The following is a 23,403-nucleotide window of genomic DNA, read 5'->3' as shown; positions in this document are numbered from 1 at the left end:
CTTCACCGGGATCGGAGGCTTCCTCATGGCCAAGATTCTTGGCACCGTCCGCACCAAGGTGCTCACCCAGGGCCTCCCCGCGGTGCTCAACGACCTCGACGAGAACGGCAACCTGCGACAGGGAAGCACCCTGCGCCCCAAGCGCTCTAACCGGGCCAGAACCACCGTCGGGCCGCGGAGCGGGGGGACAGTCGGTGATCGCCTGCCCGAACGCCGGTCCACAGGCGGCCTGTGCGCCACGCATCGTGCGGTTCGCCTGAAAGGGCCGCCCGCGCCTGTGCCCGGTGCGGGGAAATGCAGGCTGCCAGATCTGGTGCCGCCGTCACCCACCGGGTTGGTTGCTGCTCACGCCACCATTGCCGGCGTGAACCGCCATGAGTTCGGCGACGGCGGGCATCAGGACGTGGGTGTCGGGCCCGGCGGCAGGTGGACGGTCATGATCAGGTGACAGGTCGTGTCGCCCGCCCCGCAGTAGGTATGCGGGGAGTCCCCGTCGAACGTGGCGGTCTGACCTGCCTCGACCGGGTGCTCGGTCCTGTCGACGACGAGGACCATGCGGCCCTCGGTGACGCTGACGGTCTCGACGACGCCGGCCTGATGCGGGTGGCTCGGGTACTCCTCGCCGGGCTGCAGTCGCCAGCGCCACACCTCCACCGGAGCAGGGCCCGAGGTCGTCAACATGAGCCGGGCCTCGCTGCCCTGTTCACCCTCCCACAGAGGCATCACCGTGTCCGCGGACACGACACGGACCCGGCCCTGCGCCGGTCCTTCCATCAGGGCGGACACCGAGACGCCGAGCGTGTCGGCCAGCCTCACGAGCGTGGCGAAATTCGGGTTGCCCTGCGCCTTCTCCAGGCCGACCAACGCGCCCTTGCTCACCTTGGCGCGGCGCCCGAGCTCGTCCAGGGACAGGCCGGCGCGGGCGCGGGCCGCCCGGACGTTGTTCGCGAGCGTGCGCAGGGCTGCCTCTGTCTCGGTCACCCGTTCATCATCCTCACTCGTCGGTCAGTGGACTGCGCCACTCGGTCGTTCGGTTGACATCGACTGGTCGTTTTGCTGTACGGTCTAGTCGTTCCATTGTAAGCGTAAGGGATCAACTCGTGATAGCTCTGCTGCTGGCCCTGGGCAGCTCACTGGCCTACGGATGTGCCGACTTCCTCGGCGGTCTGGGGGCTCGAAAGGCCCACGTGCTGCGCACCGTGATGGTCGCCGCCCCGGCCAGCCTCGCGGTCGAGCTGCTGCTGTGGCCCGTGCTCGGCGCCTCGTTCAGCCCTGCCGCGCTCGGCTGGGGCGCCGCCTCCGGAGTGTCCTCGGCCGCCGCCTTCGCCCTGCTCTACAAGACGCTCGCCATCGGCCCGATGAACGTGCTCTCCCCGGTGACCGCGCTGGTCTCCGCCGCGCTCCCGGTCACGGTGGGCCTCCTGCAGGGCGAACACCTGGGAATGGCCGGACTGCTGGGTCTGCCGCTCGCGCTGTTCGCGGTGGTACTGGTCAGCGCCGGACACGGCACGGGCTCCTCCCGCCCGTCGCGCACGGCGCTGCTGCTGGCCCTCGGCGCGGGCGCCGCCATTGCCCTGCAGCTGGTCTTCCTGCACCAGGCGCCGTCCGACAGCGGCGTGGCCCCGCTGATCATCGGCAGGGCGGTCTCCTCCGCCGTCACGCTGACCGCGGCGGGGCTGCTGCACCGCAGGCTCGGCCACGAGAAGCCCGCCTACGCCCTGTCGGCCACCGCCGGTGTGCTGGACTCGCTGGCGAACCTGCTGTTCCTGCTCGCCGCGCGCAGCGGCGACCTCACCATCGTTGCCGTGATCACCGCCCTCTATCCGGCCGGGACGGTACTGCTCGCCCGCAGCGTGCTCGCCGAACGCATCCACAAGAGCCAGCTCGTCGGCCTGGGCACGGCCGCGGTCGCGGTCAGCCTCCTCGCCCTCACCTGAGCAGTCCCGCAGTCCCCGTACTTCAAGGAGCCTCAGCAATGTTCATCCAGCCCTGGGACGCGGCTCTGGACCAGACCGAATGGCAGACCTGGATCACCGACGGTCACGACTTCGGCCTGCTCAGCGTCAACGGCCCGCTCGGCCACGCACCCACCACCGTGCCCACCCACTTCGTCCCCGACGGCGACCGGCTGCTGATCCATCTGGCCCGCCCGAACCCGGTCTGGGAGTCGATCGAGTACGACCCGAACGTCACCTTCACCGTGATCGGCGACTACTCCTTCGTCCCCGGCCCCTGGCGCGCGAAGCCCGGCACTCCGCCCGCCGACGGCGTGCCCACCAGCTACTACGCGGCCGTCCAGTTCGTCTGCCAGGCCCGCATTCTCGACGAGCCGGAGGCCAAGGCCGAGCTGCTGCGCCGGCAGCTGGCCCACTTCCAGCCCGACGGCGACCATGCGCCGGTCGAAGTCGACCAGGCGCCGTACGGGCGGATGCTGCCGGGCATCCGCGGCTTGGTCCTTGACGTGACCGAGGTGCGGGCCAAGTTCAAGTACGACGACCACAAGCCCGTCGAGCACCGTGCCGCAGTCGCCGACCGCCTCACCGCCCGCGGCCAGGCACTGGACGCGCCCACAGCGCACCAGCAACGGCGCCGCCTGGACCGCATCGGCCCCTGGAAACCCTGACCCCGCCCATCCCCGCCCCCTCGGAACGGAGCCCCGCCCATGACCACCTTCCGTATCACCCACTCCGTCGCCGCCGCCTTCCCCGACACCCTCATCGCCGTGGTCACCGCCACCGGCCTGCGCGGCCACGAACCCTGGCCCGACACGGCCGCGGCACTTGAGGACCTGGAACAGCAGCTCGCCGCCGGCACCTGGACCCCCGCCGACGAGACCGACCAGCGCATCGAGGCGTGGCACACCGCCTACCGCTCCTTCGGCACCAACCCGCGCCGGATCCGCCCCAGCGTCGACGCCCTCGGCCGTCGCATGGCCAAGAAGGGCAGCCTGCCGCGCATCAATGCAGCCGTCGACTCCTACAACGCGGTCTCCGTACGGCACGGCCTGCCCGCCGGGGCCTTCGACCTCGACCAGGTCACCGGTGACGTCGAGATCCGTTACGCGGACGGCAGCGAGGAGTTCACCCCGCTCGGCGAGCCCGACACCACCGAGAACCCCAAGCCCGGCGAGGTCATCTACACGGACACCACCGGCGTGCTGACCCGGCACTGGAACCATCGCGACGCCCACCGCACCCGCGTCACCGAGGACTCCGTCCGCGTGGCCTTCGTCCTCGAAACCCTCCAGGCCGCCCGCGACGGCCACCTCCTCAAGGCGGCCGCCGAGGAGCTCCAGGGCCTGCTCCTGCCCCGTGCCGCGCAGGCCCAGGTGCACTACCTCAGTCCCCAGCAGCCCGCGGTCACGGCCTGAGCTGAACGGGCGCCACCCTGCTGTGTCAGGTGCTCGACATCGGCGTGGGGGCGGGGGCGGCGGACCGCGCCGTGGGATCTTCCACGTGCCGCGTCTCCCTCGCCAACGCCACGGTGCCCGCCGTGAGGGCGCTCATCAGCGCGATGAAAACGACGACGCCCATCACGCTGTGGTCGAACCAGAGCAGCAGCGCGGTGGCGAGCATCGGCGCGAGCCCGCCGGTCAGGACGGTGCCGATGTTGTTGGCGACACCGACCGCACTGAACCGCACCTTCGTGTCGAAGAGTTCCGCGAAGAACGCGGGCTGCGAGCCGAGGATCGCCGACTGCCCGATGCCGAGCGCGACCAGCAGTGCCACCCAGATGAGCGTCGTGTTCCCGCCGTCGACGAGTCGCCCGCGCCGCCCGAGCCCGGGCCGGCGGTGGACTTGATGGCCGCGCTGGAGGAGTCGGTGCGAGCCGCACGCGCGCACCAGGGCGGCTGAGTAGCTGAGTGGCTGGCGGGACCGCTCGCGGTACTCCCCGGAGGTGCGGTGATCCTTTGCCGGCGTCGTCGGCGGAGGAGGCGTTGTTCTTGAGCGGAGCAGCAGTGACCGCCGGGGGCCTCTCGCGTGGCAGAAGCCGCGGAGGCCGGCCACCGGCCGGTGTCTGTGCTGGGAACTACCGGTACGCCGGGTCGAAGTCCGGCTGGCCCGGGGCGCATGCGTGCTCGCTCTGCTCCTTGAGCTGGCGGGCCTGGTCCTTCAGGCGCTGACGCTCCTGCGGGTCAGCGTCACGTGCCGCGGTCTCTTCGAGGTCCTGGGCCCGGGGACGGGTCTGCTGGGTACGACCGGACTCGCCTGCAGCGCTCATGATCACTCCTTGGGTGATGAGGAAGAGCGGGCCCCATCAGAGAAACAGGACCCAACACCCCCTGCATCTCGATCAATCACCCACTGTTATCAACGCAGTTGGAAGCCCTCCCGGAACGACGACACAGCCCGGGGAGTACCGATCAGCCACCTCAAGATGGCCGCGACCCGGCCGTGACCTGCACCCATGCAGGTGAGGCATAGCTGCAACCGAAGCGGTATTTCCGTTTGCTCTCGCTGGCTCGCTACGGTCGACCAAGTAGGGGATGGGCCGGCGCGGACACCTGGCACCCCAGCACCGTCCCATTCCCTGACTCGACCGACGAGCTAACTGTCACCGCCGTGCCAGCCGTCCACAGCCCCGAGGACGGCGAGCGGGACCCGGACGACGAGACCAGCTGCCAGGTTGTCAGTTTGGTCATCGCCGGAGACGGACTGCGAACCGTGTCCTTCGCATCGCCGAACACCGCATCTGTCCTCCCCTGAAGCCCTGACCGACCATCACCCGAAGGAGTTCGCCATGCCCCTCGTACGCATCGACATGATCCGCGGTCGCAGCCCTGAGAACATCCGGGCCATCGCCGACGCCGTCCAGCAGTCGCTCATCGACGTCCTGAAGATCCCCGAGCGGGACCGCTTCCAGATCGTCACCCAGCACGAGCCCGACGAGATCATCGCCCTGGACGCCGGTCTGGGCTTCGAGCGCACCTCCGACACGGTCATCGTCCACATCTTCACCCAGCGCGGCCGCGGCACCGAGGACAAGCAGCTCGTGTATCGCACGCTGGCCAAGCAGCTCGCCGAAGCTGGTGTCGACGGGAAGGACCTGTTCGTCAGCTACTTCGAGAACGGACCCGAGGACTGGTCCTTCGCCGACGGCCGTGCCCAGTACATCGAGGGTGACCTCCCCATCCCCGGACGCTGAACCCTGACGCCGTAGCCGACCTAACTGCCGCACCGGCCGCAGATACCCCACCAGCCAGCCCATCCCCACACACCTCCAGGAGCACCGGCGGCATGGAACGTGTCCCCAACAACTCCCTCAAGACCGCCACGCCCCAGGGGGGCCGCGAACTCGCCCTCAAGCTGGCCCGACTTGTCATCAAGGCGACCCAGCCCGACGACGCGGTGCGCACCCGGCTGCGTCCCGAGTATGCGCAGAACCTCGACTCGCTCATCGCCGTCGCCCACGTGGTCGCCATCGAGTTCGCGACCATCGCGGCCGCCGACGAATACTGGCGCTGACCGTTCCGGCCATGTCGATGTCATTCACGATCGCCGCACACCGCGGGGGTAACACGCAGATGGTGGCGCCTGCGCGAGCCGACGATGCCGCTACTTGCACGGATCTACTGCCGGAATCCACCCTGCGTGATGTCGTCGACCTGGCCGTGCGTCTGGTCGAGTTCGCCGACGCACTGGTCATCTTCGCTGGCGCGGCCTGGGCGTTCATGCAGTTCGTCCGGCATGGCGCCGACCGGCTGCGCAGCCGCGGATATCCGAGGCCGCTGCCTTCGGTTTCAAGCGGATCCGGCTGACTCTCGGCCGCTTCCTGGCCCTGGGGCTTGAGTTCCAGCTCGCCGGAGACACCCTGCGGACGGCCATCGCGCCTTCCTTCGCGGAGATCGGCCAGCTAGCCGCGATCACCACGATCCGAACAGCGCTGAACTACTTCCTCGGCCGCGAGATCGAGCAAGAGCGTCGGGAGATCGAGCGGCTCCCCCCAGGGACGACGCCACGTCCGCAGGAACCGCCCCGAGATCATGCTGCTGGCGCAGGCTGCCATTGTGGTCACGGCCTTCGGACTGGTCAGTGCCGTGTGCGTCGCCGTCCGGATGCGCCGGGTACCGCCTGCCGTGGGGGTGCTCACGGATTTTCTCGTGGCGGACGGCCTCATCCACCTCGCCGGCCGCCCCTCCTGGACCTCCCTGGCAACCGCCGCAGCCATCATCGGCGTACGACTACTGGTTAACTCCAGCCTTCGCGCCCAGTCGAAGCGGTAGCCGAGCGGCGAACGGGCAACACGAGTGCCTCGCAGAACACCGGCCGAACTACTCCGCCACGATCGCGAACTCAGCTCCCTCAGTGGTCCGGCCGTCAGGACCGCCAGTAGTTGTTGGCCGCGGCGATCGTCTGGAACTCGGTGGCGACCACATGCGCCGCGGCGGTGAGGCTGTCCGGCGTGGTGGAGTAGTTCGGCCTGCCACCCTTCAGAATGTCCAGGTCAGGCTGGATGTTGTGGATGGTGTGGCGGGCCAGGGTCAGGGCCAGCGCACGGCCCTTTTCAGGGGTCGAAGTGAGCAGAGATCCGCCGGGGACGAGGACCAAGCCTTCGTCAGGAACTCGAGTCATGTCCCCAAGCATGGCGCCGAGACCTGGCCGGCCTGCAGCGACACGCGGCCGGTCGGTAGGCGGTGTAGTAGGACAAGCACCCCGCGCGGTGGCTCTGCTGACAACCGGATACAGCGTGTGTGGTGTGCTGCTCGACTACAGCGGCGGGCAACAGGCTGACGCCCATACCGGCTCCGACACAGCCGAGGATCCCGTCCAGCGTGCCGAACTCCGTGCAGCGCACGCCTACCGCGCCGCGGGCGTGGAGGATGCTCTCCAGGCGTCTGCGATACGAGCAGCCGGTGCGGAAGACGAGGATCCGTGGGTCCTGCAGCACGGCGTCCAGGTCGGCGACCCGGGGTGTGGTGACGAGGACGAGGCGCTCCTCGAACACCGGGGTCTGCATCAGATCGGGCCGCCGCACCGGGTCGCTGACCAGTACGCCGTCGAGGCGGAACTCCAGGACGTCCCGGACGAGTTGCCCGGTCGGGCCGTTGATCAGCGACAGGTCGGCACGGGGGCACTCCTGGCTGAAGGCCGCGAGCGCCGCCGGAAGCCGAAGTCCCGCGGTGCTCTCCATGGATCCGATCCGCAGCGGCCCGCACGGATCACTGTCGTCGCCGATCACATGGTGCGCCTTGCCGACGAGCCTGCTGATGCGCTCGGCGTACGGCAGCAGCTGCTCTCCCGCGTGAGTGAGAGCGACGCCCCGTGCGTGGCGCCGGAACAGCGGGCGCCGAGCTCCTTCTCCAGCGCGTGGATGCGGGCGCTGACGTTGGACCGCACCGTGTGCAGTTCCTGAGCGGCCCTGGTGATCCCGCGCGTGCGCGCAACCGCCAGGAAGACCCGCAGGTCGGAAAGCTCCATGTCGACCTCCGCACGAACCGGGGCCAGAACATTCCTGCGGGCCGCGACCCGGCCCGCTGCTGTCAGCGGCCGGGCACCGGAAGAAGGCCCTCGGTGTACTGGGCGCGGCCGAAGCCGAAGGACCAGTCCTGGGACCCGTTCTCGACGACGGAGACGAAGACGTCCTCGCCGCCGATGCCGAGAGGCTCCAACTGCTCGGCGATGGTGTGGAAGACGCGCTGCTTGACCTCGGTGGTGCGCCCTTCCTGGGTGAAGATCTGGATCATCACAAGCCGGTCGCTGCGCTCGAAGCCGAGTCCGGCATCGAGGGCGATGACGTGGTCGGCATCGTGCTCAGTGACGATCTGGAACCTGTCCCGCTCGGGGATGGCAAGGACGTCCACCAGGGCTCGGTGCGTCGCGTCGGCGATCGCCCGCAGGTCGGCGGGGCGACGGCCGCGGATGAGATCGATACGCACCAAAGGCATGCCGGTGGCTCCTTAGTCGTGTGATACGGGAGGGCCTGTGGGGTGGGCAGGTCAGCGAGGAAGGTGCACCCATGTGCCGTGACCGGCGGCCGCCAGTGAGGACGACAGACCGGCCTCGTAGAAGGCGTGCTCGATCTCGGCCCGCCCTTCGGAGAAGTGGGCCCAGCCGTCGTAGTGGGCCGGGATGACGAGGTCTGCACCGAGGACGGCAGCCGCGGCGGCGGCGCTGCGGCTGTCCAGGGACAGCGGCCGGCCGTCGAACTTCGCCGGGACGCGCGCGGCGCCCGCGTGCAGGACGGCGGCGTCGATGCGCGGCACCTTGCGGGAGATTTCCGCGACCGTACGGATCGAGGCGTTGTCGCCGCTCACGTAGACGGTGGGAAGCCCCTGCCCGGACAATACGAAGCCGATGACCTGGCAGTTGACGTACCCGTCGGCGTCGCGTTCGCCGTCCTCGGGGCCGTGGACCGCGGGGACCGCTGTCACGGTCAGATCGCCGCCGCCGTCCGGGCGCGGCAGGCCGTGGCTGGCCCACGGGGCGAGTCCGGCCGCCGGCGGTCCCAGGCGCTCGGCGGCCGCGGGCCCGGTGAGCACCATCGGGGCGGTCTTGGCGAACAGGCGGCCTCGTTCGTCGAGGTTGTCCGCGTGGGCCTCGTGGCTGACCAGGACGAGGTCGACCGGTCCCACCCCGTCCTCGTCGACGGCGGGAGCGATGGTCTTGACGAGATACCCGTAATCACGGGGCTCGTCGAAGGTCGGATCGCTGACGATGCGCAGCCCGCCGAGGTCGATGACGGCTGTGGGGCCACCCAGGATGGTGATCGCGCATTCCTGGCGGGGCAGTGGTGTCGTGCTCATCGGTGTCCTCGCTGCAGGGTCCGGGGGCTGTCGGTCGCCCCGTCGACGCTAGTGGCTGCCTGGCCCGGCCGGAAATGCCTGGCACGGCGCTCGCATGCATAACAGGCATGGATGCAGTTCACGGGCGAGCCGCCACCTGCGTCACTGCGAATCCGCCCCAAGGGCGGCGTCCAGGAACCGGCGGATCAGGGTGCGCTGGGCGTCGGCCAGGTAGACGAGGCTGACCGGGCTCGGTGGCGCGCCGGTCAGGGGCACGAAACGTAGGGCGGGGTGCTGGGTCCGGCGCTGCGCGACCTCGGGAACGATGCCGATGCCACGGTTCGCGGCCACCGTCTCCAGCCACTCGTCGTAGTTGGCCGTCTCGATGATCTGGTCCGGGCGCTGGTCGGCCGGCCACGACCAGGGACCGGTGGTGCCACTGACCGTGTTCACGACCAGAGGCCAGTGCCGCACGTCCGACCAGGCCAGAGAGCCGACACGCGCCAACGCACAGCGCTCGGAGCACACCGCGATACGCGGCTCGTCGGCCAGACGTACGGCGCGCGCCCCTAGCGGTACGTCGACATCGCCACGTACGAGGGCGATGTCGACGGTGTGCCGGCGCAGGGCCTGGAGCGGATCGTCGGTGCGGGTCAGGGCGACCGACCCACCCGTGCTCTCCTCGAAGCGGCTGACGGTCTGCTGCGCCCAGGGGTCGGGCAGCAGCCAGCTGAAGCCGAGCCGCAGTGTGACGCGGTGACTGACCACCGCGAGCGCGTCGTCGAGAGCCGCGAGCACCCGCTCGGCCTGCACGAGGAACTCCGCGCCCGTGTCGGTCAGTTCGACATGCCGCGAGGAGCGATCAAGCAGGCGCACGCTCAGTTTGCCCTCCAATTGCGCAATCGTACGGCTCAGCGCCGGCTGCGTGATCAGGAGTTCCTCGGCGGCCCGGGAGAACGAGCGGTGGCGGGCCACGGATGTGAAGGCCCGAAGGTGACGCAGTTCCACATCCATACCCTCGACGGCCCTCTCGCTCATCCATGCCTGCGACGCATAGCGGCAGCGTAACCAGCATTTCACAGCCACGCGTGCACTGCCTAGCGTCGACAGCGGCCCGTGAACGCCGCCAGGAAGGTGCCCCAGCAGTGAAGTCGTCAGCAGCCGTGCCATCACCCACGACCGGGAAAGCGCCGGCCATGCCGCCCAGCCCGAGAACATCGTCACCGTGGGCGATCGTCGCTCAGGCGGCGGCCGCCCTCGCCGTGGCGATGGGGATCGGCCGGTTCGTCTACACGCCGATCCTTCCCCTCATGCACGAGCAGGCGGGGCTCTCCTCGGCGCTCGGGGCGAACCTGGCCACGGCGAATTTCGTCGGCTACCTCGCCGGCGCCCTGGCCGGCATCGTCGCCCCGGGTCTCGTACGGTCCGCCCTGGCGCTGCGCGCATCGCTCCTTGTCCTGGTGGCGACGATGGCGCTGATGCCGGTCACGCACGACGGCAACGCCTGGTGCATCCTGCGGCTCTCGGCCGGAGCCGCCAGCGCGCTGGTCTTCGTGATCGCCGCCAGCGCGATGCTCGCCCGCCTCCAGGCCCACGCCCACCACTTGGTCGGCTGGGCCTTCGGCGGAGTCGGTGCCGGGATCGCGCTCTCCGGTCTGCTCGTCGCCGCCGTGCAGGCCGCCGCCACCTGGCAGGCCGCCTGGTGGACCTGCGCCGCACTCGCCGCGGCACTGAGCGCACTGGCCTGGCAGCTGTCCCTGCAGCCGGAAGCCGCCCCTACCACGGCTCATGCAGCGGGGCAGACCGAACGGCCCCGCACCCACCGCTGGTTCCTCGCCCTGCTAGCCGGCTACACCTTCGAGGGCATCGGCTACATCATCGCCGGTACCTTCCTGGTCGCCGCCATCCAACAGGGCGTAGGCGGCTGGCTCGGCGGCGGAGCCTGGATCGTGGTCGGCCTCGCCGCCCTGCCCTCCTGTGCCCTGTGGACCCGCCTGGCCCGCCACTGGTCCCGACCGGCCCTCCTCCTCACCTCGCTGACCATCCAGGCCGTCGGCATCGCCCTGCCCGCACTGCTCGGCGGCGCCACGTCCGCGCTCGTCTCCGCCGTCCTGTTCGGCGCCACGTTCATGGGGGTGAGCACCATCGCCCTGTCCATCGGCAGCCATCTTCAAGTGCCCCGCGCTGTGGCCCTGTTGACCGCTGGATACAGCATCGGCCAGATCCTCGGCCCGTTGCTGGCCGCCCCACTGCTCCACCACGGCTACCAGCAGGCACTGCTGCTCGGCAGCGTGATGGTCCTCGCCGCCGCGGCCGCGTCCGCTGCGGTCTGCATCCGCTTCCCGCATCACCTCGCCCCGGCATCCGCAGCGGCCTGACCTCGCCAACTTGCACAAGGAGTTGACGTGAGCGCCCTGATGTCCGACCTCGACGCCGACCTTCCCCTCCTCGCGGCCCCGATGGCTGGCGGACCGAGCACCCCCGCCCTGGTTGCTGCCTCAGCCCGCGCAGGCGACCTCGGATTCCTTGCCGGCAGCTACAAGACCGTGCGGCCCTTGCCGGGCAGATCCACACCACCCGCGCCGAAGGCGTCGCCTTCGGCGTCAACCTGTTCGCCCCCAACCCGGCCCCATCTCCGATGGCGCATACCGGAGTTACGCCCGAGCAATGCAGGCCGAGGCAGACCGTTAGGGGCTTACCCTGCCCGCGCACACGATTGAGGACGACGACCACTGGAGGGACAAGATCGACCTGCTCACCTCCGACCCCGTCCCCTGGGTGTCCTTCACCTTCGACATCCACGACCGCAGGCTCATCAGCGCCCTGCGCACCGCCCGGGAGCACCGTGCTGCAGAGCGTCACCTCGGCCCTCCGGCGAACTTCGGCGGGACGGTAGTCAGTAAGACCGTCAAGACCCCGCCACCATGGTCGCTCAGGCCACCTGGGGCTCCTGCCCCATCACCGGCTCGGTGTACGACCGTTATACCGCGTGCCTGAAGAGCACGACACCTCTCACGTTTGCGGTCGTCAAGGACGACACACCGATGGAGGCCCAGTTCAACGTGGATCAACAGCTCCAGCTCGCCCCGGACAGCAAGTCGATCGACGAGCGGATCACCATTACAGCAGTCTCGATCGACCCCGCGCTCGGTGGCATCAATCTGGACTGGAATACCAACTGCACTGGCAACTGCACAGCGGGACAGGTGTCCGGGCCGACCACCGCGGGAGCCCTTCTTCTTCCGGTTGGCGGCCTGGTCCTTCTTCTCCGGGATGACGGCCCTGATGTGGCGTTTGCGCAGGTGGGCCCGGTTACCGCGGGACGAGTGGGCCTTATCCCCGGCGACAGCGCCCGGCCGGGTGCGGGGGCCGCCGACGGCCCCGCGGACCCGTATCTTCTTGAGCACGGGGATGAACTGCGGGCTGTCCGCGGCCTGGCCTGCGGTCAGGACGAACACCAGGGGGCGGCATTTCCGGTCGGCGACGAGGTGGACCTTGCTGGTCTGCCCGCCCCTGGAGCGTCCGAGGAACGCGGCCTTCAGGCGGAGTTTCTGCCGCCGTCGGACGCGTCGCCGCTCTTCCCGCTCGGGTCCGATCCCGCCATCCTGCCCATTTTGTCCTTCGGGGTCGCCCCCTTTTGCCTGGCCTTCTCCTCCTCGGCGGCATTCTCCAGCGCGGTGATGACGTCCTGGCCCAGATGCATCCCGGCAGCGTCGTGGTGAGCGCGCACAGTGGTGGAGTCGACGCTGACCAGGGACAGGTCCACCCCACCCCGCTTCGCGGCCTCGGTGATCAGTCCGTCCAGCAGGGCTTCGAAGACGCCTGCGTCACGCCACTGCCGGAAGCGGTTGTGGACGGTCGACCAGGCGCCGAGCTCGGTCGGCATCTCCCGCCACTGCCCGCCCGTCTTGAACCGCCAGATCACGCCCTCGAACTGCTGTCGCAGCCGCTCGGGGTACGGGCCATACTCGCCGATCGGCAGGTACGGCTCGACGAACTCCCATTCGTTGTCGGTCAGTTGCACTCGCGTCACGTAAGAAGATCTAGCATCCCCGCATGAGCCACCGCCCACGGAGAACGCACCCCCGGAGTCTTGAACGGCCCTCGGAGCGAGGTGGGGTGCCGGCCGCCAGGAATAGGAACGGCGAGCCAGGGCCTGGGGTTCGGACCGTGGTCCGTATGAGACCGCCTGCGGGCTTCAGCCCGCCGACGTGCGTGCCGTGCCCCTGATGCGGATGTGCTGACTGAGAAAGAGAGCGGCGCGGTCCAGTGCCTCGTCGGCTTCGTCCAGGACGCCTGTGAACGCCTGGAAGACATGTGGAACGTCAGCGGTGATGTCCAGGATGACGTCCACTCCGGCTTCCCTCGCGCGCGTGGCCATGCGTATGGAGTCGTCCAGGAGTATTTCGTTGGTGCCCGCCTGCAGAAGCATCGGAGGGAAGCCGGTCAGGTCGGCGAGGGCGGCGGGGCTGAGCATGGGCTGACGCGGATCCTGTCCCGCAAGGTACATGGTCCCGGTGTGTTCCAGGCCCTCACGCGTGAAGAACGGGTCGATGCCCGCCTTGGTGTCCATGCTCTCGCCTGTCCGGGTCATGTCGAGTCCGGGGGAGAACGCCACGATTGCGGCGGGCATAGGCAGGCCCGCATCGCGGGCGGCGAGGCAGGTGGTGACGGTGAGGCCGCCGCCGGCGGAGTCCCCGGCGAACGCGATCGCCGAAGGGTCTTCGCCGCTGTCGAGAAGTGCGCGGTAGGCGCTCACTCCATCCTCGATCGCGGCCGGGAACGGATACTCAGGGGCGAGCCGGTAATCCAGGGAGAACGCCCTGAACCCTGTTTTGGTCACCAGGTTCCCCGTCAGCGACATCGCCGTCTCCGGTGAACCGACCACGTAAGAGCCGCCGTGAAAGTAGAGGATCGACCCGGCCTTCGGAGTGCCGAGCGGCTCGACGAGCACCGCGGGGCGATCGCCGAGCGTCGCAGTCCGGGTACGGATCCCAGCCGGGACGATCATTTCCCCCATCATCGCCCTGAACCCGGCGCGGATCTCCTCCACCGACCGAAGGGCCTCCGGCTGAGGCCGTCGGACCATCGCGTCGATCTCCGCGCGCTGCTGCCTGCTCATTGTCGCCTCCATCGCGAGTGCATGCCAAAGAACTATATGCCTAGGCATATAGGTTAGAATATATGCCATGGCATCTAAGTCAAGCCGTGGCCCGATCGACCTCCCGGGCTTCTTCGCCGATCTCGTCCGCTGCGAGACACGCCTCTACAACGCGCTGAACGACCGCCTTCGCGAGCGGCACGGGATCGTCACCTCGCAGTTCGAGTTCCTGCGCTTCCTGCGCGACCACCCCGGGTCCCGGGTCGCGGACCTCGCCACCGAATTCGCCATCGGGATCGGCGCGACCAGCAAGGGCATCGACCGCCTGGAGAAGCAGGCATGGGTCATACGGCGAACTAATCCATCGGATCGCCGCTCATCACTGCTGGACCTGACCGCCGGGGGCCTGCAACTCGTCGAGGCGGCGGAGGCGACCTTCACCAAAACACTGGCCGAGCTGACCGCAGACGTCCTGGGCGGCCCCTCAGGACTGGCCGCCGCACAGATCTTCTCGGAGTTGCGCTCTGTACTCGAACGCGACCAGATCGGCCTGCCCACAGGCTGACCGGCCTGCGCATCCAGTGCGACTGCCCGTAGCCGCGTGATCAGCGTTCGTTACGAGGGTGAATCCCGCGGATTGATCACGACTCGATACGCGCCCTAGGCCAGCCCTAGGCCTGGGCAGCACCACATGGGCGGAACGCCTGCCGCTCATCGAGGAGATTGCCCGGCGATTCAAGCTCACGGACTGATATCCCCCATCTCCCCGTCTCCTACCCTCACGCGGCTCGCCACGCTGATCACCGCGATGCCAGGCCTGGCATCGCTCCGCCCGACGTTCGAGGCCCGAAGGCTCGATGGAAGCCGACCTGGACACCCTCACGACCACGCACTTCGTGAAGAGCGAAGACCTGTTGAAAACCTGGCCGAAGGCTGGCCCCGGCCAGGCCAGCGGCCGGGATCCCGCTCCGCCTCTCCAACGTCGCGCTGGTCGCTCTGGCCGTGATCCAGGCCGATGAGGTCGCGAGGGCGACGGTGCCGACGCAGACGTACGGTCCGGTTATCTCGGCCAGGGTGTTCGGACCCGGGTCCCCCGCACAGAGCGAAGTGTCGCTCCAGAGATGCAGGGGGCTCCCGCATCGGGGGCCTGCCCACCAGCGGCGCCTCAGGCGCGCGGGCCCGCCCGACGGATACGTTCACGGCGTTTACAAAACGACGCCGGAAGCATGCACCCGCGGAAAGTCACAGGTCAAGAGGTGTGGCGCATCTTCTTCGGTCGAGCGGAACAGATCATTTCGAGTCACCCCCCAGGGTGCCCCATGCGACGTGGATCGCACTTGACAGCCGACACGATCATAGATCCTATAGGAAATAGAGAAAGGGAGCCGATGCTGACTCACACCGCAGAGACCTGGCCGATCGCCGCCGCCCTCCTGCAGTTTCCTGACACCGGACCTGATGGTGTCCCCACCCAGGACCAGACCTCCGAACAGTGGGCGCAGAGCCTGCAGGAGGTGGTCGACGCAGGGTTCACCGAGGTCGATCTGACCGACGGCTGGCTGCGCCCCGGCGACCTCGCCCCGGCCCGGCTCGAAGAACTGCGCGCCGCGCTCGCCAAGGTGGGCCTGACCGCCCCCGCCATCTCCGCGATCCGCCGCAGCGTCATCGATCCCGTCGACGGCGACGCCAACCTCGCTTACTCTCACCGCACCATCGACGCCGCCGCAGCTCTCGGTGTCCCGCTGGTGTCCTTCGGTCTGCACCGACCGCTCACGCCCGAGCAGCAGGCCGTGCTCTGGTTCTGGACAGTGCCGGGCCCTCAGGATCCGATCGGGGACCGGGAGACGTGGCAGAAGGCCGTGACCCGGCTGCGCGAACTCGCCGACCACGCCTCTTCGGTGGGCGTCGAGCTGTCCCTCGAGATGTACGAGGACACGTACCTCGGCACGGCGGACTCGGCCGTCGACCTGCTCACCGACATCGACCGGGAGAACGTCGGCCTCAATCCGGACCTGGGCAACCTCATCCGTATGCAGCGCCCCATCGAGTCATGGGAGTCGATGGTCACCAAGACGCTGCCGCACGCCAACTACTGGCACGTGAAGAGCTACTACCGCGTCGAGGACCCCGCCACAGGCACCGTGCTGACGTCCCCCGCTCCCATGGAGTCGGGATTCGTCAGCTACCGGCAGGCGGTCAAGATCGCTCTCGCTCACGGCTTCAACGGCGCGTTCTGTGTGGAGCACTACGGCGGCGACGGCCTCAGCGTCTCCGCCGCCAACCGCGAGTACCTGCGGCGCATCCTCCCCGGCCGAGCCGCGGCCTGAGCCCGACCGGCCGCCGACGCCGCCCCATCGGCACAGCCGCCCGGACCCGCCACCGGATCCGGGCGCGCTGAGCCCTGCCTTGCGCGCACCGACGCGCGCACCCCACCTCCCGACAAGGACCCACCCGCCATGACCAGGCTGTATTCCGACCCCGCCCGTTTCAGCGAGGACCAGCTGCGCGGATTCGCCGCCGCCTACCCTGAGCACGTCACCCCCGTGCCCGGCGGCGTCATACGCAGCAGGCCGCTTTCCGCGGGGCAGGTCGCCGTCGTCGTGGGCGGGGGCTCGGGGCACTACCCGGCCTTCAGCGGACTGGTCGGCAGCGGACTGGCCGCCGGCGCCGTCGTCGGCAACATCTTCACGTCACCGTCCAGCCGCCAGGCGGAGTCCGTCGCACGGGCTGCCGACGCCGGCGGCGGAGTCCTCTACTGCTTCGGCAACTACGCGGGCGACCGCATGAACTTCGGCATGGCGCAGGCGCGACTGCACGACACCGGCATCGACACCCGCACGGTGCTCGTCACCGACGACGTGGCGAGTGCTCCGGCTGAACAGGACGGTGAACGGCGCGGTATCGCGGGCGACTTCACTGTCGTCAAGGTCGCGGGTGCCGCGGCCGAGGAAGGCCTCGCCCTGGACGCCGTCGAGGCGGCGGCGCGTCACGCCAACGCCGCCACGTTCTCGTTCGGCATCGCCTTCGCCGGCTGCACGATGCCCGGCGCCGACGTCCCGCTGTTCACCGTGCCCGACGGAAAAATGGCCATCGGCCTCGGCATCCACGGCGAACCCGGCGTCGAGGACACCGACATGGCCGAGGCACCGGACATCGCCCGCATCCTCGTGGACCGGCTGCTCGCCGAGCGCCCGGCCTCGGCCGGCACGCGCGTCGCCGCGATCCTCAACGGACTCGGTGCCACCAAGTACGAAGAGCTGTTCCTCTTGTGGGGACATGTGGCGCAGGCCCTCACCGCGGCCGGGCTCACCGTGGTGCGGCCCGAGGTGGGCGAACTCGTCACCAGCCTGGACATGGCCGCTTGCTCGCTGACGCTGATGTGGCTCGACGAGGATCTCGAGCGCTGGTGGTGCGCGCCCGCCGACGCCCCCGGCTTCCGCCGCATCCCGCTGCCCGAGGCCCCGGCCGAGCCGCGCGCGCTGCTCGAGGCCGTGCCGGACACCCCGATCGTCGAGGGTGACGAACCGTCACGCCATGCCGCGACCACGATCCTCACGACCCTGCGCACGTTGCAGACCGCACTGCACGACGCCGCCGCCGAACTCGGCCGCATCGACGCGGTGGCGGGCGACGGGGACCACGGGCGCGGCATGACCAAGGGCGTCAACGCCGCCGTGCGCGCTGCCGAAAAGGCCGATTCCCGGGCGGCCGGGGCGCGTTCGCTGCTCAGCGCCGCTGCCGATGCCTGGGCCGACGAAGCCGGCGGCACTTCCGGAGTGCTGTGGGGCGTGGGGCTGCGTGCTCTCGCCCAGGAACTCGGCGACAGCGCACCGATCGACGCGGTGCGCGCGGCCACCGGCGCCCGCGCCGCCTTCGACGCCGTCACCTCCCTCGGTGGTGCCAAGCCGGGCGACAAGACACTCGTAGACGCTCTCGCCCCACTCGTCGACACCTTCACTGCGGCCGTAGGGCGCGGGGATGATGCGGTCACCGCCTTCGCCCGGGCCGCCGCCGAAGCAAGCACCGCCGCCGAGGCGACCGCCGCGCTCACCCCACGCCTGGGCCGTGCCCGGCCACTGGCCGAACGCAGCATCGGCACGCCGGATGCCGGCGCCCTCTCCCTGGCCCTGTGCGCGCGCACCGCCGCCGAGCTCTTCGCCGAGTAACAGCCCCACCGGACACCGCGGTCCAGTGCCGCACTCACCACCCCGGTCCACCCACCACGAACAGGAACCGACGATGGGTCACTCCGACCACTCCACCCCTGCCCCGCTGCACATCGTCATCGGCAGCGACGACGCCGGTTACGCGTACAAGGAAGCCCTCAAGGCCGATCTCCAGGCCGACCCGCGCGTCGCCTCGGTCAGCGATGTCGGCGTCGGAGAGGACGAGCACACCGCCTACCCGCACATCGGCGTCGCGGCGGCACGGCTCGTGGCCGAGGGCGGCGCGGACCGCGCGCTGCTGTTCTGCGGCACCGGCCTGGGAGTCGCCATCAGCGCCAACAAGGTGCGCGGCATCCGCGCCGTGACCGCCCACGACAGCTTCTCCGTCGAGCGGGCCGTCCTCAGCAACGACGCCCAGGTACTCACCATGGGCCAGCGCGTGATCGGTCTCGAGCTGGCGCGCCGCCTGGTCCGTGAGTGGCTCGGATACCGGTTCGACGCCTCGTCGCCCTCCGGTGAGAAGGTCCAGACCCTCGATGCCTACGACACCGGCGCCGCCGACCAGGCAGGCGAGGTCCGCTCCGGCCGCTGACCACGCCCGGATCCGTACCTCCCCGATCCGGCCGACCGCTGCCGGGCGGGAGTCTCACCCCTCTCTTTTGGACACCTCTTACAACGACGTAAGGACAACCCCGCATGATGGCCCCGTTCGCTGTGCCACTGGCAGCCGCGCCCTGGACCGGGCACGATTCAAGGCTCATCGCCATGGTGGCCGTCGCCATCGCCGTGATCGTCTTGCTCATCACGCTCTTCGACTTCCACCCCTTCATCGCCCTGATCGGCGGATCCATCGTCCTGGGCGTCGGCTCCGGCACCGAACTGGCCAAGGTCGTGGAGTCGTTCAGCAACGGCATGGGCGCGACCCTCGGCTCCACGGGCGCGTTGATCGCCCTCGGCGCGGTCCTCGGCAAACTGCTCGCGGACTCCGGAGGCGTCGACCAGATCGTCGACACCATAGGCTCACGCTCCGGCCCCCGCCTGCTCCCGTGGTCCATGGCGCTCATCGCCGCGATCATCGGCCTGCCCATGTTCTTCGAGGTCGGCCTCGTGCTGCTGATCCCGATCATCGTGGTCATGGCCAAGCGCACCCGTACGCCGCTTGTTCTGCTGGCCGTCCCCGCGCTGGCGGGACTCGGTACCCTGCACGCGTTCGTACCTCCGCACCCCGGCCCGCTCGTGGCAGTCAGCGCGCTCAAGGCCGACATCGGCACCACGCTCGGGCTCGGCATCATCGCGGCGATCCCCACCGTCGTCGTCGCGGGCCCGCTGTACGCGAAGTTCATCTCCCGGCGCGTACACACTGAGGCTCCTGCCGAACTGGTGGAGTCGCTGATGGCCGCCCGCGAGACGGACGGCGCGGCGGCACGCAGGCCCGGATTCGGCAGCTCGCTCGGCGTGATCGCCCTGCCGGTCGTCCTGATGCTCGCGAAGTCGATCGTCGACATCGCCGTGCCCGGCGACGCCTGGTACAACCACCTGCTCGACTTCCTCGGCACGCCGCTCGTGGCGATGTTCATCGCCGTGCTCGTCGCCATGGCCTTCTTCGGCTGGGGACTCGGCCGCAGCAAGGCCGAGGTCCGCACGATCGTCACCGCAGGCCTGCCGGCCGTCGCCGGCATCCTCCTCATCGTCGGCGCGGGCGGTGGCTTCAAGCAGCTGATCGTGGACACCGGCGTCGCGGACGCCATTGGCAAGGCCGCCGCCGAGGCACATATGCCGATCCTGGTCCTGGGATGGCTGCTGGCCGTGCTGATCCGGCTTGCCACCGGCTCCGCCACCGTCGCCACCACGGCCGCCGCAGGCATCATGGCGCCGATGGCGTCGGGCGCCCCGCCGGTGGAGGCGTCCCTCATCGCGCTGGCTGTCGGCGCAGGCTCACTGTTCTTCTCGCACGTCAACGACGCCGGCTTCTGGCTGTCGAAGGAGTACTTCGGCATGAGCGTCGCCCAGAACATCAAGACCTGGTCCGTGCTCTCGACGATCGTCGCCGTGATGGGCCTGGCCATGTCGCTCCTCATGTACGCCGTTCTCGTCTGACACCGCGACGGCTCCGGCACCTTGCACCCGGGTCGCGGCCGTCGTGCACCAGGCGTCGAGAGAAAATGTTCCCGCGGCCCCGCCCGGCCGCAACCCGCACGGAAGAAGCTCTTCATGTCCGCTGACACCACCGCTCCCGTCACCGCCGTCCTCGGCCTCGGCGCCATGGGCCTGCCCATGGCCACCCGCCTGGCCGGCGCCTTCCCGGTCCACGCTTTCGACGTCTTCGAGGAGCGCCGCACGCTCGCCGCCGACGCTGGTGCCACCCTCGCCACGACGCCCGCCGACGCAGCGAAGGGCGCCGATGTCGTCGTCATCGCCGTACGCGATCAGGAGCAACTGGAGTCCTGCCTGTTCGGCGGCGGCCTCATCGAACAGGGTGCCTCGGACGCACTGCGCGAGGGCGCGGTCGTCGTCGTCACCTCCACCGTGGGCGTCGACGCGGTCCAGGCCGTGGCCGCCCGCCTCGCCGAGCAGGGCGTGCACCTCGTCGACGCCCCCGTCAGCGGCGGCGCGGTGCGCGCCGGGACCGGCGACCTTCTGATCATGGCCGGTGCCGACGACACCGCCCTCAACGCCGCCCGCCCTGTCCTGGACCGGCTCGCCTCAACGCTGCACATCGTCGGCCCGCGCATCGGCGACGGCCAGATCATGAAGACCGTGAACCAGCTGCTGTGCGGCATCCACACGGCGGCGGCTGCCGAGTCCCTGGCCTTGGCCCGCGCGCTCGGCATCGACTTGGACCGCGCCGTCGACGTCCTCGGCCAGGGCGCGGCGGCCTCGTTCATGCTCGCCGACCGCGGACCGCGCATGGTCCAGCAGTACGAGGTCGCCGAGGACGGCACCGGCGGTCCTGAACTGCGATCCCGGCTCGACATCATCCGCAAGGACATGAACATCGTGGTGTCCCTCGCCAAGAAGGCCGGCGTGGCCACCTCGGTCGCCGCCGCAGCCGACCAGCTCTATCAGCTCGCCATGAGCCAGGGCCTGGGGGAACAGGACGACTCCACACTCGTGACGCTGCTCTCCCCGCGCATCGCGAAGTGAGCCGGGGCCAGCAGGTCCGCGCACAGGACCGACCCTTCCCCCGGATAAGCTGACGGCCGCGGCATGCGGCGCGTTCAGCTGGGACAACAGGCCCCGCGGCAGGGGTCACATCGGAAAGAGGCGACGACGATGGGAGCAGTCGGCAGGTCGGCGCGCCCGGCGGGGCTGGGCAGGACGGTCCTGATGGACGAGGCCTACGAGGCCCTGCTGGCCCTCATCCTCGACGAAGGCCTGGATCCGGGGACGCCTCTGCGGATCGACACCATCGCCAAGGACTGGAACGTCTCGCCGACACCGCTCCGTGAGGCGCTGGCCAAGCTGGAGAACACGGGCCTCGTGCAGCGCGTGCCGCACCGCGGCTACACGGTGGCGCCGCTCCTGGACGACGGCGGATTCCGCGAACTCATGGCGGCACGGTTGCTCATCGAGCCCTACAGCGCCCGACAGGCCTGTGAACGGGACGCGGCCGGAACCGCGCAGGTCCTGGCCGAGCACCACCGGGAGATGACGGCGGCAGCGGAGCAGCACGAGGCGGACGACTTCCGCGCCTACCTGCAGGCCGACTCCGCCTTCCACGCCGCCATCGCCGCGGCCGCGGGCAACCGCTTCCTCTCCGCGGCCATCGACCCACTGGGAGCCCACATCCAGCGGTTCCGTCGCTTCACCGGCGGTCGCATCAACGACACCGAGGAGGCGCTCGACGAGCACTCCGCGGTGCTGCGGGCGTTCGAAGAGAATGACGCGGCGGCGTGCGAAGCAGCCATGCGCACGCACCTTCACGGCGTGGCTCACCGGTCATTCGGCCAGACTGCAGCGGATCCGACGTAGAGCAGGGCAGCGGTTGGCGCGGCGAGCGGTGCGTCATCGGCCAGGAAAGTCAGTGGGCGGGCCTCGAAACGAGTGAGGGCCGCCCACTGGTGTGACGGCATGGCCGACTCCGGGACGTCCCTCCCCACCGGCCACCTCCTGATCCGCGCCCGCGGGACTTCTGACGACTCGTCCATGGCTCAAAGTTCTTGCCGGTGCTCTGGTCATCGTCGGCATGACCATGTTCTTCATCAACGCCGAGGCTTTCGTCAATGGTGACGCCGTCGAGTGCGACGGCAGCCCGATGACACCCGGTCAGTGGTGCGCGAGCGCAAGCGGCGGCGAAACCCTCAGCTACGACGAGGAGAGGAAGAATGAAGCCCGGGGAGAACTCGTCGGCTACGCGGGGGTGGGTCTTGGCACCCTTGGCATCGTCCTCTTCATCAGCCATGGGATCACCACGCGGCGGAGAAACCGACAACTCCCCTGCGAGCCGTTCGCGCAACAGTCACAGTGACGGCTTCGGCGAACGGTAGCCCCTCAGCCTGATCCGCCGAACGACGCCCTGATCAGAAGGCACGAGGTTCAGGTACAGGCTCTCAGCTTGTACCTGAACATCGGGCCCGGCATCGCGCTGCTGGCCGCCCAAGGGATGTCCGGCGCGCGCATTGCCCGGCGGTTCGGCTGCACGGTGCCCACTGCGCGCACCTGGCGGGAGTGCTGTCACCAGCGCGGCGACAGCGTGGCGGGCCTGTTCGACGGGCCCCGCTCCGGGCGCATGGAGACCTGCGGTCCTAGCCGGCGGGCGGCGAAGCGCCCATCCAGTTACTGCTGGTCATCGCTGGCGCCCGGCGCCAGCGCGGTTAGCCACCGCAGCATCACCTCGTAGCTGTCGCGCCGCTGAGCGCGGGTCACCCCCTTCCCTGCCCGCACCACTTCCTGTATCGGTTGTACGGGCCGCGCGGCGTCATTACTGCGGCCGCGCCAGCGAGGACGACTGGACCATCGGAAGCGTGGAGAGCGCTCATGCGCGTCGGCTTTGGGCAGCCCGACTACAACGCCTCACTGCTGGTGCCGATCTGGTTCACCTGCCGCGCAGTGCTGGACTTCGGGTCGCGCAGAACCGCTGCCAGGGCGGTCACCTGGGCATTGCGACGGCGCGGTCACCACGCCCGCAAGCGCTACGCCGCGCCCATCAAGTTCTGGGTGTGAAACCGGACAGGTGTATCGGATGCGGCGCCTGGACGTGAACGGGCGAACGACGCCGTTGACGAAGACCGGGACGACCGGGCGGGCGGAGAGGGAACCGAAGAGGAGCTCCAGCGGCTGCAACCGGACTTTGAAACGGCACTGGGGCCACCCCGTTCTCATGTCCCGGGGGCGGGGGGGCCCGGGGGGGCCCGCCCCCCCCCCAACAAGGTGAGTGGGGTTAGGAGTTTGGGTGTGAATAGGTGGAAAAAGGC

The 23,403-nt window shown here is 69.6% G+C and carries 30 protein-coding genes and 2 pseudogenes; 21 read left to right on the top strand and 11 right to left on the bottom strand.

Annotation, left to right across the window (positions count from 1 at the left end):
- The first annotated feature begins 25 nt into the window (after positions 1-25).
- On the top strand, positions 26-448 hold the full coding sequence (locus ACWIGU_RS41430) for a hypothetical protein (protein WP_454406989.1): 423 nt from the start codon (positions 26-28) through the stop codon (positions 446-448).
- On the opposite strand, the gene ACWIGU_RS41425 is transcribed toward ACWIGU_RS41430, so the two are convergent.
- On the bottom strand, positions 397-981 hold the full coding sequence (locus ACWIGU_RS41425) for a helix-turn-helix domain-containing protein (RefSeq protein WP_454406988.1): 585 nt from the start codon (positions 979-981) through the stop codon (positions 397-399). The genes ACWIGU_RS41430 and ACWIGU_RS41425 overlap by 52 nt on opposite strands.
- A gap of 119 nt (positions 982-1,100) precedes the next feature.
- Here ACWIGU_RS41425 and ACWIGU_RS41420 point away from each other — a divergent pair, with 119 nt between their 5' ends.
- From ACWIGU_RS41420 to ACWIGU_RS41410, 3 genes are read left to right on the top strand one after another with little or no spacing between them, the layout of a single operon-like run.
- Complete coding sequence (locus ACWIGU_RS41420; protein ID WP_454406987.1) at positions 1,101-1,937, top strand: EamA family transporter; 837 nt, start codon at positions 1,101-1,103, stop codon at positions 1,935-1,937.
- A 38-nt stretch (positions 1,938-1,975) separates the two neighbouring features.
- A complete protein-coding gene (locus ACWIGU_RS41415) occupies positions 1,976-2,623 on the top strand; it encodes an FMN-binding negative transcriptional regulator (RefSeq protein WP_454406986.1) in 648 nt (215 codons plus the stop codon).
- 39 nt (positions 2,624-2,662) lie between these two features.
- A complete protein-coding gene (locus ACWIGU_RS41410; protein ID WP_454406985.1) occupies positions 2,663-3,370 on the top strand; it encodes a B3/B4 domain-containing protein in 708 nt (235 codons plus the stop codon).
- 25 nt (positions 3,371-3,395) lie between these two features.
- Here the strand turns inward: ACWIGU_RS41410 and ACWIGU_RS41405 are convergent, their stop codons facing one another.
- Both ACWIGU_RS41405 and ACWIGU_RS41400 read right to left on the bottom strand, forming a co-directional pair.
- Entirely contained in the window at positions 3,396-3,728 is a 333-nt protein-coding gene (locus tag ACWIGU_RS41405; RefSeq protein WP_454406984.1) for a hypothetical protein, read from the bottom strand.
- A gap of 301 nt (positions 3,729-4,029) precedes the next feature.
- Positions 4,030-4,221 (bottom strand): DUF6381 family protein, encoded by a 192-nt coding sequence (locus ACWIGU_RS41400; RefSeq protein WP_454406983.1) that lies wholly within the window; start codon positions 4,219-4,221, stop codon positions 4,030-4,032.
- 519 nt (positions 4,222-4,740) lie between these two features.
- Between ACWIGU_RS41400 and ACWIGU_RS41395 the strand changes: the two genes are divergently transcribed.
- The 5 genes and pseudogenes from ACWIGU_RS41395 (at position 4,741) to ACWIGU_RS41375 (ending at position 6,223) form a co-directional block, all read left to right on the top strand.
- Positions 4,741-5,145, top strand: a complete 405-nt coding sequence (locus ACWIGU_RS41395) for a tautomerase family protein (protein ID WP_454406982.1) — start codon at positions 4,741-4,743, stop codon at positions 5,143-5,145.
- A gap of 92 nt (positions 5,146-5,237) precedes the next feature.
- Entirely contained in the window at positions 5,238-5,465 is a 228-nt protein-coding gene (locus ACWIGU_RS41390) for a hexameric tyrosine-coordinated heme protein (protein WP_454406981.1), read from the top strand.
- A gap of 11 nt (positions 5,466-5,476) precedes the next feature.
- Positions 5,477-5,758, top strand: coding sequence for a hypothetical protein (locus ACWIGU_RS41385; protein ID WP_454406980.1), 282 nt, complete (start codon positions 5,477-5,479; stop codon positions 5,756-5,758).
- Positions 5,716-5,850, top strand: a pseudogene (locus ACWIGU_RS41380) (DUF1622 domain-containing protein); the annotation flags it as partial. The gene ACWIGU_RS41385 and the pseudogene ACWIGU_RS41380, both read left to right, overlap by 43 nt.
- Positions 5,851-5,983: 133 nt before the next feature.
- Positions 5,984-6,223, top strand: a complete 240-nt coding sequence (locus ACWIGU_RS41375; protein ID WP_454406979.1) for a hypothetical protein — start codon at positions 5,984-5,986, stop codon at positions 6,221-6,223.
- 94 nt (positions 6,224-6,317) lie between these two features.
- Here ACWIGU_RS41375 and ACWIGU_RS41370 read toward each other — a convergent pair whose 3' ends face one another.
- The 6 genes from ACWIGU_RS41370 to ACWIGU_RS41345 all read right to left on the bottom strand — a co-directional run bounded on the left by ACWIGU_RS41370 (position 6,318) and on the right by ACWIGU_RS41345 (position 9,940).
- Positions 6,318-6,572: a hexameric tyrosine-coordinated heme protein gene (locus ACWIGU_RS41370; protein WP_454406978.1), complete on the bottom strand. Its 255-nt coding sequence runs from the start codon at positions 6,570-6,572 to the stop codon at positions 6,318-6,320.
- Positions 6,556-7,131 (bottom strand): LysR substrate-binding domain-containing protein, encoded by a 576-nt coding sequence (locus ACWIGU_RS41365; protein WP_454406977.1) that lies wholly within the window; start codon positions 7,129-7,131, stop codon positions 6,556-6,558. Before ACWIGU_RS41365 ends, ACWIGU_RS41370 begins: the two co-directional genes overlap by 17 nt.
- Positions 7,132-7,175: 44 nt before the next feature.
- The gene (locus ACWIGU_RS41360; protein ID WP_454406976.1) at positions 7,176-7,418 is read right to left on the bottom strand and encodes a LysR family transcriptional regulator; all 243 of its coding nucleotides are present in this window, start codon (positions 7,416-7,418) and stop codon (positions 7,176-7,178) included.
- A gap of 62 nt (positions 7,419-7,480) precedes the next feature.
- On the bottom strand, positions 7,481-7,885 hold the full coding sequence (locus tag ACWIGU_RS41355; RefSeq protein WP_454406975.1) for a tautomerase family protein: 405 nt from the start codon (positions 7,883-7,885) through the stop codon (positions 7,481-7,483).
- Positions 7,886-7,936: 51 nt separating this feature from the next.
- Positions 7,937-8,743: an MBL fold metallo-hydrolase gene (locus ACWIGU_RS41350; RefSeq protein WP_454406974.1), complete on the bottom strand. Its 807-nt coding sequence runs from the start codon at positions 8,741-8,743 to the stop codon at positions 7,937-7,939.
- A gap of 141 nt (positions 8,744-8,884) precedes the next feature.
- Positions 8,885-9,940, bottom strand: coding sequence for a LysR family transcriptional regulator (locus ACWIGU_RS41345; protein WP_454407162.1), 1,056 nt, complete (start codon positions 9,938-9,940; stop codon positions 8,885-8,887).
- Here ACWIGU_RS41345 and ACWIGU_RS41340 point away from each other — a divergent pair.
- A complete protein-coding gene (locus ACWIGU_RS41340; RefSeq protein WP_454406973.1) occupies positions 9,919-11,100 on the top strand; it encodes a YbfB/YjiJ family MFS transporter in 1,182 nt (393 codons plus the stop codon). The two genes, ACWIGU_RS41345 and ACWIGU_RS41340, sit on opposite strands and share 22 nt — an antisense overlap.
- 39 nt (positions 11,101-11,139) lie before the next feature.
- A complete protein-coding gene (locus tag ACWIGU_RS41335) occupies positions 11,140-11,442 on the top strand; it encodes a nitronate monooxygenase (protein WP_454407160.1) in 303 nt (100 codons plus the stop codon).
- 492 nt (positions 11,443-11,934) lie between these two features.
- On the opposite strand, the pseudogene ACWIGU_RS41330 reads toward ACWIGU_RS41335, so the two are convergent.
- Together ACWIGU_RS41330 and ACWIGU_RS41325 are read right to left on the bottom strand one after the other, a co-directional pair.
- A pseudogene (locus tag ACWIGU_RS41330) lies at positions 11,935-12,755 on the bottom strand (transposase); the annotation flags it as partial.
- Positions 12,756-12,920: 165 nt separating this feature from the next.
- Positions 12,921-13,844: an alpha/beta hydrolase gene (locus tag ACWIGU_RS41325; RefSeq protein ID WP_454406972.1), complete on the bottom strand. Its 924-nt coding sequence runs from the start codon at positions 13,842-13,844 to the stop codon at positions 12,921-12,923.
- A 67-nt stretch (positions 13,845-13,911) separates the two neighbouring features.
- Here ACWIGU_RS41325 and ACWIGU_RS41320 point away from each other — a divergent pair, with 67 nt between their 5' ends.
- The 10 genes from ACWIGU_RS41320 (at position 13,912) to ACWIGU_RS41275 (ending at position 23,152) form a co-directional block, all read left to right on the top strand.
- Positions 13,912-14,388: a MarR family winged helix-turn-helix transcriptional regulator gene (locus ACWIGU_RS41320; protein WP_384685821.1), complete on the top strand. Its 477-nt coding sequence runs from the start codon at positions 13,912-13,914 to the stop codon at positions 14,386-14,388.
- An 823-nt stretch (positions 14,389-15,211) separates the two neighbouring features.
- Positions 15,212-16,150 (top strand): sugar phosphate isomerase/epimerase family protein, encoded by a 939-nt coding sequence (locus ACWIGU_RS41315; protein WP_454406970.1) that lies wholly within the window; start codon positions 15,212-15,214, stop codon positions 16,148-16,150.
- A 129-nt stretch (positions 16,151-16,279) separates the two neighbouring features.
- Positions 16,280-17,989 carry a dihydroxyacetone kinase family protein gene (locus tag ACWIGU_RS41310; RefSeq protein WP_454406969.1) on the top strand — a complete coding sequence of 570 codons (1,710 nt, stop codon included), beginning with the start codon at positions 16,280-16,282 and terminating at the stop codon, positions 17,987-17,989.
- A 73-nt stretch (positions 17,990-18,062) separates the two neighbouring features.
- Positions 18,063-18,581 carry a ribose-5-phosphate isomerase gene (locus ACWIGU_RS41305; protein ID WP_454406968.1) on the top strand — a complete coding sequence of 173 codons (519 nt, stop codon included), beginning with the start codon at positions 18,063-18,065 and terminating at the stop codon, positions 18,579-18,581.
- Between the two features lie 107 nt (positions 18,582-18,688).
- The gene (locus ACWIGU_RS41300; RefSeq protein WP_454407159.1) at positions 18,689-20,086 is read left to right on the top strand and encodes a GntT/GntP/DsdX family permease; all 1,398 of its coding nucleotides are present in this window, start codon (positions 18,689-18,691) and stop codon (positions 20,084-20,086) included.
- A gap of 114 nt (positions 20,087-20,200) precedes the next feature.
- Positions 20,201-21,133 carry an NAD(P)-dependent oxidoreductase gene (locus ACWIGU_RS41295; RefSeq protein WP_454406967.1) on the top strand — a complete coding sequence of 311 codons (933 nt, stop codon included), beginning with the start codon at positions 20,201-20,203 and terminating at the stop codon, positions 21,131-21,133.
- A gap of 129 nt (positions 21,134-21,262) precedes the next feature.
- A complete protein-coding gene (locus ACWIGU_RS41290) occupies positions 21,263-21,961 on the top strand; it encodes a GntR family transcriptional regulator (RefSeq protein ID WP_454406966.1) in 699 nt (232 codons plus the stop codon).
- A 214-nt stretch (positions 21,962-22,175) separates the two neighbouring features.
- Positions 22,176-22,457, top strand: coding sequence for a hypothetical protein (locus ACWIGU_RS41285; protein ID WP_454406965.1), 282 nt, complete (start codon positions 22,176-22,178; stop codon positions 22,455-22,457).
- Between the two features lie 87 nt (positions 22,458-22,544).
- Positions 22,545-22,829, top strand: a complete 285-nt coding sequence (locus ACWIGU_RS41280) for a helix-turn-helix domain-containing protein (protein ID WP_454406964.1) — start codon at positions 22,545-22,547, stop codon at positions 22,827-22,829.
- A gap of 137 nt (positions 22,830-22,966) precedes the next feature.
- On the top strand, positions 22,967-23,152 hold the full coding sequence (locus tag ACWIGU_RS41275) for a hypothetical protein (RefSeq protein WP_454406963.1): 186 nt from the start codon (positions 22,967-22,969) through the stop codon (positions 23,150-23,152).
- The last annotated feature ends 251 nt before the right edge of the window (positions 23,153-23,403 follow it).

It is taken from the genome of Streptomyces sp. NPDC055400 (assembly GCF_053644375.1).
Note: the sequence above shows the minus strand (reverse complement) of the source record. Positions and strands in the feature narration are given on the sequence as shown.